Genomic DNA, 7,668 nt, shown 5'->3' with positions numbered 1-7,668 from the left:
GCGGGAAACGAGACTCGAACTCGCGACCCCGACCTTGGCAAGGTCGTGCTCTACCAACTGAGCTATTCCCGCTTGGGTGTTCTGGTGCTGGCGTATCTTGCGATACTTTTCAAATTTTGGAGCGGGAAACGAGACTCGAACTCGCGACCCCGACCTTGGCAAGGTCGTGCTCTACCAACTGAGCTATTCCCGCAAATTTGTACTGCTTTTGTTGCTGTCGTAACGCGTATTTCTCTGTCGTTACGGGAGGCGCATTATACGAGAAATCCTTTTAGCTGCAACCCCCCTCAACGCGATTTTTTCGAAAATCAGTTCAAGTGCTTATTTAATCGGCAAGCTGAACAATTTAACGACAAAAACCCGGCCACGCAAGGCGCCAGGTCTCAAAATCACAGCTTAATAAAGTTTTCGCGATAGTACGCCAGCTCCGCGACGGACTCACGGATATCGTCCATCGCCTGATGCGTACCCTGCTTTTTAAAGCCATCGAGGATTTCGGGTTTCCAGCGGCGCGCCAGCTCTTTAAGGGTGCTCACGTCCAGATAACGGTAGTGGAAGTAAGATTCCAGCTCCGGCATGTACTTAAACAGGAAACGACGATCCTGGCCAATGCTATTACCACAGATAGGGGATTTGCCCGCCGGGACCCACTGTTTCAGAAACTCAAGCGTCGCCAGCTCCGCCTCGCGGTCGCCCATCGTGCTCGCCTTCACCCGTTCAACCAGCCCGCTGCCGGTGTGGGTACGCACGTTCCACTCATCCATCAACGCCAGCTGATCGTCGGACTGGTGCACCGCAATGGTTGGCCCTTCCGCCAGAATATTCAGGTTTGCATCGGTGACCAGCGTGGCAATCTCAATAATGCGATCGCGCTCGGGATCCAGCCCGGTCATTTCAAGATCGATCCAAATCAGGTTGTTTTCATCCGCGCTCATGTTATTTTCCACCCTTCTCGCATAACCGGCTGTAGCAGGTTAACTAGTATTAATTAGAGTGTATCATAGAGGTTTTGCCCCTTACGGGCGACCAGGAGCCAGCGCGATTGAGTAAAAATAAACTCTCCAAAGGGCAGCAGCGCCGCGTGAATGCCAATCACCAGCGCCGCCTTAAAACCACTTCGGAGAAGGTCGATTACGACGACAACCTGTTTGGTGAACCGACGGAAGGCGTCGTCATCAGCCGTTTCGGTATGCATGCCGACGTGGAATCCGCCGACGGTGAGATCCACCGTTGCAACATTCGACGGACTATTCGTTCGCTGGTTACCGGCGATCGCGTTGTCTGGCGTCCAGGTAAAGAGGCGGCGGAAGGCGTAACGGTCAAAGGTATCGTTGAAGCGGTTCACGAGCGCACGTCGGTACTTACCCGTCCCGATTTCTACGACGGGGTAAAACCCATTGCCGCCAATATCAACCAGATCGTCATCGTCTCGGCGATTTTGCCCGAGCTGTCGCTCAATATTATCGACCGCTACCTTGTTGCCTGCGAAACGTTACAGGTTGAGCCAATCATTGTTCTGAACAAGATCGATCTGCTGGATGATGAAGGTATGGACTTCGTGAATGAGCAGATGGATATCTACCGCAAGATCGGTTATCGCGTGCTGATGGTCTCCAGCTACACCAAAGATGGCCTGAAACCCTTAGAAGAAGCGCTGACCGGGCGCATCAGTATCTTTGCGGGTCAGTCCGGCGTGGGGAAATCCAGCCTGCTGAATAATCTTCTCGGTCTCCAGCAAGAAATCCTGACTAACGATGTCTCTGATGTCTCGGGCCTGGGCCAGCACACCACTACCGCTTCTCGTCTCTACCACTTCCCGCATGGCGGCGATGTGATTGACTCTCCGGGCGTGCGTGAATTCGGTTTGTGGCACCTTGAGCCGGAACAAATCTTCAACGGATTTGTCGAATTCCATGACTATTTAGGGGCTTGCAAATACCGGGACTGTAAACATGATAACGACCCGGGCTGTGCCATCCGCGAAGCGGTCGAGAAAGGTGAGATTGCGGAGACCCGCTTTGATAACTACCACCGCATTCTTGAGAGCATGGATCAGGTAAAAACGCGTAAAAACTTTTCTGATTCTGATAACTGACAACTAAGCTAAGCATCGCTAAAATCGTCCCCTTTTTTCAGGTTCCGGCTGATTACAGCCGGATCAGGAACGACAAAAAATGGCCTGGAGGCTACCTTGTTAAACGCATTTAAACTTTCGCTTCAATACATTCTGCCAAAACTGTGGCTCACTCGCCTGGCGGGCTGGGGCGCGAGCAAACGAGCGGGCTGGCTGACCAAACTGGTCATCGACCTTTTCGTAAAATATTACAAGGTCGACATGAAAGAGGCGCAGAAGCCAGATACCGCCAGCTATCGCACCTTCAACGAATTCTTCGTGCGCCCACTGAGCGACGAAGTCCGCCCGGTTGATACCGATCCTAACGTGCTGGTCATGCCTGCGGATGGCGTGATTAGCCAGTTGGGTAACATCGAAGACGACAAAATCCTGCAGGCAAAAGGCCACAACTACAGCCTGGAAGCGCTGCTGGCGGGTAACTACCTGATGGCGGATCTGTTCCGCAACGGTACCTTCGCCACCACCTATCTCTCTCCGCGTGACTATCACCGCGTGCACATGCCGTGCAACGGGATCCTGCGTGAAATGATCTACGTGCCGGGCGATCTGTTCTCCGTGAACCACCTGACCGCGCAAAACGTTCCCAACCTGTTCGCGCGTAACGAACGCGTCATCTGCCTGTTTGATACTGAGTTTGGCCCAATGGCGCAGATTCTGGTGGGTGCAACGATTGTCGGCAGCATCGAAACGGTCTGGGCTGGAACCATCACCCCACCACGTGAAGGCGTGATCAAACGCTGGACCTGGCCTGCCGGTGAAGAAGAAGGCGCAGTCGCTCTGCTGAAAGGCCAGGAGATGGGTCGCTTCAAGCTGGGTTCCACGGTTATCAACCTCTTTGCCCCTGGCAAAGTGAAGCTGGCTGAACAGCTCCAGAGCCTGTCAGTCACCAAACTCGGCCAGCCGCTGGCGGTCTCGACTGAACCTTTTGTGACGCCGGACGCAGAGCCTGCACCGCTCCCGGAAGAAGAGATCAAGGCCGAACTTGACGCCAGCCCGCTGGTTGACGACAAAAAAGACGAAGGCTAACAACAGAAGGAACGCTGACGTGCGCCCGATTATCGTACTACTGATGGCCTGGTGCCTCAGCATGGGGGCGTACGCAGCGACAGCCCCCGACGCAAAACAGATAACCCAGGAACTGGAGCAGGCGAAAGCGGCAAAACCCGCTCAGCCAGAGACCGTGGAGTCGCTCCAGTCTGCACTGAATGCGCTTGAGGAGCGGAAAGGCTCCCTTGAGCGCGCTCAGCAATATCAGCAGGTTATCGACAACTTCCCCAAACTCTCGCAAACGCTACGCAATCAGTTGAGCAATCTGCGCGATGAACCGCGCGATGTGCCTGCTGGCATGACCTCTGACGCGTTGAATCAGGAGATCCTGCAGGTTAGCAGTCAGCTTCTGGAAAAGAGTCGTCTGGCACAGCAGGAGCAGGAACGCGCACGTGAAATCGCCGACTCGCTGAGCCAGCTTCCGCAACAGCAAACCGATGCCCGCCGTCAGCTCAACGAGGTTGAGCGCCGTATCGGTACCCAAACGGGTAACACACCGCAGAACCAGGCGCAAAATCTGTCGCTTCAGGCTGAATCAGCCAGACTTAAAGCACTGGTCGATGAACTGGAGCTGGCGCAGCTCTCGGCAAACAACCGCCAGGAGCTGTCGCGGATGCGCTCCGAACTGGCGCAAAAGCAGAGCGAACAGCTCGATGCTTACCTGCAGGCTTTACGTAATCAACTTAACAGCCAGCGCCAGCGTGAAGCTGAGCGCGCGCTGGAAAGCACCGAGCTGCTGGCAGAAAACAGCGATAACCTGCCAGCGGGCATCGTTGACCAGTTTAAGGTTAACCGTGAGCTCTCTGCTGCACTGAATCAGCAGGCGCAGCGTATGGATCTGGTGGCGTCCCAGCAACGTCAGGCCACCAATCAAACCCTTCAGGTTCGCCAGGCGCTCAACACCCTGCGCGAGCAGTCTCAGTGGCTGGGCTCGTCCAACCTGCTGGGAGAGGCATTACGCGCCCAGGTTTCACGCCTGCCGGAGATGCCAAAACCGCAGCAGCTGGATACCGAGATGGCGCAGCTGCGTGTTCAACGGCTGCACTATGAAGACCTTCTCAATAAACAGCCGCAAATCCGCCAGATCCGTCAGGCCGATGGGCAGCCTCTCACCAGCGAGCAAAACCGTATTCTGGAAGCCCAGTTGCGGACCCAGCGCGAGCTGCTGAACTCCCTGTTACAGGGCGGGGATACGCTGATTCTGGAGCTGACCAAGCTGAAGGTCTCCAACAGTCAGCTGGAAGATGCGCTGAAAGAGGTGAACGAGGCAACGCACCGTTATCTCTTCTGGACCTCTGACGTGCGCCCAATGACCTTCTCATGGCCAATCGAGATCGTTCAGGATCTGCGCCGTTTGATCTCGCTGGATACCTTTAGCCAGCTTGGAAAAGCCAGCGTGATGATGCTCACCAGCAAAGAGACCATTTTCCCTCTTCTGGGCGCGTTGATTCTGGTGGGCTTTAGCATTTACTCACGCAGACACTTCACCCGCTTCCTGGAACGCTCCAGCGCCCGGGTGGGTAAGGTTACGCAGGATCACTTCTGGCTGACGCTGCGTACCGTGTTCTGGTCAATACTTGTCGCCTCGCCGCTGCCGGTTCTGTGGATGACGCTCGGTTATGGCCTGCGGGAGGCCTGGCCCTACCCGCTCGCGGTCGCCATTGGCGATGGCGTGACCGCTACCGTCCCCCTGCTGTGGGTAGTGATGATTTGCGCCACGTTTGCGCGACCGAATGGTCTGTTCATTGCTCACTTTGGCTGGCCGCGTAACCGCGTGGCGCGCGCCATGCGTTACTACCTGATGAGCATCGGGCTGATTGTGCCGCTGATTATGGCACTGATCATGTTTGATAATCTCAATGACCGGGAGTTTTCGGGCTCGCTGGGCCGTCTCTGCTTTATGTTGATATGCGGTGCGCTGGCCATCGTCACGCTCAGCCTGAAACGGGCTGGTATACCGCTCTATCTGGATAAAACCGGCAGCGGCGACAACATGTTTAACCGCATGCTCTGGAACCTGCTGCTGTGCGCCCCCCTGGTTGCCATGCTGGCAGCGGCGGTGGGTTACCTGGCGACCTCGCAGGCACTGCTGGCGCGACTGGAAACCTCCGTTGCCATCTGGTTCCTGCTGCTGGTGATCTATCACGTCATCCGCCGGGGTATGTTGATCCAGCGACGCCGTCTGGCGTTTGACCGCGCCAAGCACCGTCGGGCAGAGATCCTCGCCCAACGTGCGCGGGGCGAGGATGAGCCAAACCACGTCAACAGCACCGAAGGCACGATAGATGCGGACGAGGTTGAGCTGGATCTCGACGCTATCAGCACCCAGTCTCTGCGTCTGGTACGCTCCATCCTGATGCTGATTGCGCTGCTGTCGGTGATCTTCCTGTGGTCAGAAATCCACTCCGCGTTTGGTTTCCTGGAGAACATCTCGCTGTGGGATGTGACGTCCACGGTGCAGGGTGTGGAGAGCCTGGAGCCCATAACCTTAGGTGCGGTGCTGATTGCCATTCTGGTGTTGATCATCACCACGCAGCTGGTGCGTAATTTCCCGGCACTGCTGGAGCTGGCGCTGTTGCAGCACCTGGATTTAACCCCCGGTACGGGCTATGCCATTACCACCATCACCAAATACCTGATTCTGCTCTTTGGCGGGATGGTTGGATTCTCCATGATTGGTATTGAGTGGTCTAAATTGCAGTGGCTGGTTGCCGCGCTGACGTTTGGTCTGGGCTTTGGCATGCAGGAGATTTTCGCTAACTTTGTGTCCGGCCTGATTATCCTGTTTGAAAAACCGATTCGTATTGGCGATACGGTGACGATCCGCGATCTGACAGGCAGCATCACCAAAATCAACACCCGCGCCACCACAATCAGCGACTGGGATCGCAAAGAGATCATCGTGCCCAACAAGGCGTTTATCACCGAGCAGTTTATCAACTGGTCGCTGTCAGACTCCGTCACGCGTGTGGTGCTGACGGTACCGGCGCCCTCGGATGCCAACAGTGAAGAGGTCACACAGATCCTCTACACCGCCGCCGAACGCTGCACGCTGGTCCTTGATAACCCGGCGCCGGAAGTGTTCCTGGTCGATCTCCAGCAGGGTATCCAGATTTTCGAATTGCGTATTTACGCCGCCGAAATGGGGCACCGTATGCCGCTGCGCCATGAGATCCACCAGCTGATTCTGGCTGGCTTCCGTGAGCACGGTATTGATATGCCGTTCCCACCGTTCCAGATGCGTCTGGAAAGCCTGGACGGACTTAAGACAGGAAAAACATTAACCTCTGCGGCGCGTAAACGCCCGGCGGGGAGTTTGTAAGCCAGCCAGTACCCCCTCTCCCGTGGGAGAGGGGGTACTGCCGTCAGGCTCGATCGACGGTAAAAGCAATCACATCGCCCAGCTGTTCTGCGCCCAGCGCCAGCATCACCAGACGATCCACACCCAACGCCACGCCAGAACAATCCGGCAGACCCGCTTTCAGGGCCTCCAGCAGGTTAGTATCAATAGGCTGCTGCGGCAGACCGCGCGCGGCGCGCTTGCGGTTATCCTGCTCAAAACGCTGCTGCTGTTCGCGGGCGTCTGTCAGTTCGTGGAAACCATTCGCCAGCTCAATGCCCTTGTAATAGACCTCAAAACGCTCCGCCACGCGGTGATCTTCAGTGCTGATCTGCGCCAGAGAAGCCTGGCTTGCCGGGAAGTGGTAGACGAAAGTCGGACGATCTTTGCCAATCTGCGGTTCAACCCCAAAGGTGAAGAGCAGTTGCAGCAGCGTGTCGCGATCTTCTTCAGTATCCGCCACGTTGCTCAGATCCAGTTTTGCCGCGACTTCGCGCAGCTGGGTTTTGTCCGCTGACAGTGGATCAATTTCCAGATAACGCTGGAAAGCCTGCTGATAAGAGAGCGTTTCCGCTTCTGAGCAGTCGAGAACCTGCTGCAGCAGATCGTCTACCTCGTTCATCAGGCGGTACATATCGTAATGCGGACGGTACCACTCCAGCATGGTGAATTCCGGATTATGGTGACGCCCCATCTCTTCATTACGGAAGCTGCGGCACAACTGATACACCGGGCCACACCCTGCCGCCAGCAGGCGTTTCATATGGTATTCCGGGCTGGTCATCAGCCAGAGGTTCATGCCCTGTGAATGGCCGGGGCCAACAAAACGGGTTTCAAACGGCACCAGATGAATATCCGTTACCGTAGCCTGACTCATGCACGGCGTTTCCACCTCAAGGACTCCGCGGTCGGCAAAGAAGCGGCGGATCTCCGCCATAATTGCAGCGCGTTTCAGCAGATTGGGGATGGATGCGCTCGGCTGCCAGGTGGCCGTTTCGCTCATGGGTAATTCTCCGATTTCAGACAAGGGCACGAAGTCTACTCGTTAGCACGGACAGAGACAAATTTTGCGCAATAAAAATCGCATTTCATTTAGGGCAACTATCACGTGACGGAATTCATCATTCACGATGATAAATCACCGCAC

General features: G+C 55.9%; 5 protein-coding genes and 2 tRNA genes. 3 read left to right on the top strand and 4 right to left on the bottom strand.

Going from position 1 to position 7,668, the window contains the following annotated elements; all coding sequences use genetic code 11:
* From AX755_RS11125 to orn, 3 genes are all read right to left on the bottom strand, one after another.
* Positions 1–72: transfer RNA gene (locus AX755_RS11125), tRNA-Gly, on the bottom strand.
* A 45-nt stretch (positions 73–117) separates the two neighbouring features.
* Positions 118–193: transfer RNA gene (locus AX755_RS11120), tRNA-Gly, on the bottom strand.
* Between the two features lie 196 nt (positions 194–389).
* Positions 390–935, bottom strand: a complete 546-nt coding sequence (gene orn, locus AX755_RS11115) for an oligoribonuclease (RefSeq protein ID WP_013095280.1) — start codon at positions 933–935, stop codon at positions 390–392.
* A 107-nt stretch (positions 936–1,042) separates the two neighbouring features.
* On the opposite strand from orn, the gene rsgA reads away from it, so the two are divergent.
* The 3 genes from rsgA to mscM all read left to right on the top strand — a co-directional run bounded on the left by rsgA (position 1,043) and on the right by mscM (position 6,503).
* Positions 1,043–2,095, top strand: a complete 1,053-nt coding sequence (gene rsgA, locus AX755_RS11110) for a small ribosomal subunit biogenesis GTPase RsgA (RefSeq protein WP_013095279.1) — start codon at positions 1,043–1,045, stop codon at positions 2,093–2,095.
* 96 nt (positions 2,096–2,191) lie between these two features.
* Positions 2,192–3,160 (top strand): archaetidylserine decarboxylase, encoded by a 969-nt coding sequence (gene asd / locus AX755_RS11105; protein ID WP_062856759.1) that lies wholly within the window; start codon positions 2,192–2,194, stop codon positions 3,158–3,160.
* A gap of 19 nt (positions 3,161–3,179) precedes the next feature.
* The gene (mscM, locus tag AX755_RS11100) at positions 3,180–6,503 is read left to right on the top strand and encodes a miniconductance mechanosensitive channel MscM (protein WP_029883866.1); all 3,324 of its coding nucleotides are present in this window, start codon (positions 3,180–3,182) and stop codon (positions 6,501–6,503) included.
* A 43-nt stretch (positions 6,504–6,546) separates the two neighbouring features.
* On the opposite strand, the gene epmA is transcribed toward mscM, so the two are convergent.
* Entirely contained in the window at positions 6,547–7,524 is a 978-nt protein-coding gene (gene epmA, locus AX755_RS11095) for an elongation factor P--(R)-beta-lysine ligase (protein WP_014830371.1), read from the bottom strand.
* Positions 7,525–7,668 lie beyond the last annotated feature (144 nt).

It is taken from the genome of Enterobacter sp. SENG-6, assembly GCF_001605945.1.
GTDB classification, from domain to species: Bacteria; Pseudomonadota; Gammaproteobacteria; order Enterobacterales; family Enterobacteriaceae; genus Enterobacter; species Enterobacter cloacae.
Note: the sequence above shows the minus strand (reverse complement) of the source record. Positions and strands in the feature narration are given on the sequence as shown.

Bases quoted from the DNA above. Each gene is read 5' to 3' on its own strand.
- orn (WP_013095280.1), bottom strand. From the start codon at position 935: ATGAGCGCGGATGAAAACAACCTGATTTGGATCGATCTTGAAATGACC.
- epmA (WP_014830371.1), bottom strand. From the start codon at position 7,524: ATGAGCGAAACGGCCACCTGGCAGCCGAGCGCATCCATCCCCAATCTG.